Source organism: Pectobacterium polonicum, assembly GCF_005497185.1.
Classification (GTDB): Bacteria; Pseudomonadota; Gammaproteobacteria; order Enterobacterales; family Enterobacteriaceae; genus Pectobacterium; species Pectobacterium polonicum.
Map to the genome: position 1 here is coordinate 1 of NZ_RJTN01000065.1, position 507 is coordinate 507.

A 507-nucleotide genomic window follows, 5' to 3' on the forward strand; every position below is an offset into this window, starting at 1 on the left:
GGGCGCTTACCACTTTGTGATTCATGACTGGGGTGAAGTCGTAACAAGGTAACCGTAGGGGAACCTGCGGTTGGATCACCTCCTTACCAAGAAGATGTGTGTTAAGTGAAGTGCTCACACAGATTGTCTGATGAAAATAACGAGCAGAAATACCTTAATAGGCTTGTAGCTCAGGTGGTTAGAGCGCACCCCTGATAAGGGTGAGGTCGGTGGTTCAAGTCCACTCAGGCCTACCAACTCTTCCATGAGTGGTATGTAAGGTAACTGTAAGTAGCGATGGGGTTATAGCTCAGCTGGGAGAGCGCCTGCCTTGCACGCAGGAGGTCTGCGGTTCGATCCCGCATAGCTCCACCATAACTACCTGCTGTATAGAAAACATCAGAGTGTACCTGTTTAGGTGCACTGCGATGTTTTGCTCTTTAACAATCTGGAACAAGCTGAAAATTGAAACATGACAGCTGAATGGTCGTTGATGCCTGCGGGTATCAGTGGCAAATCAGTCTGTCA

The 507-nt window shown here is 48.5% G+C and carries 2 tRNA genes and 1 rRNA gene; all 3 read left to right on the forward strand.

The features are described 5' to 3' along the window. Positions 1 to 86: ribosomal RNA gene (locus EDI29_RS22635) — 16S ribosomal RNA — on the forward strand; the annotation flags it as partial. 73 nt (positions 87 to 159) lie between these two features. Then, positions 160 to 236 (forward strand) — tRNA-Ile (locus tag EDI29_RS22640). A gap of 42 nt (positions 237 to 278) precedes the next feature. Continuing rightward, positions 279 to 354, forward strand: a tRNA-Ala gene (locus EDI29_RS22645). Positions 355 to 507 lie beyond the last annotated feature (153 nt).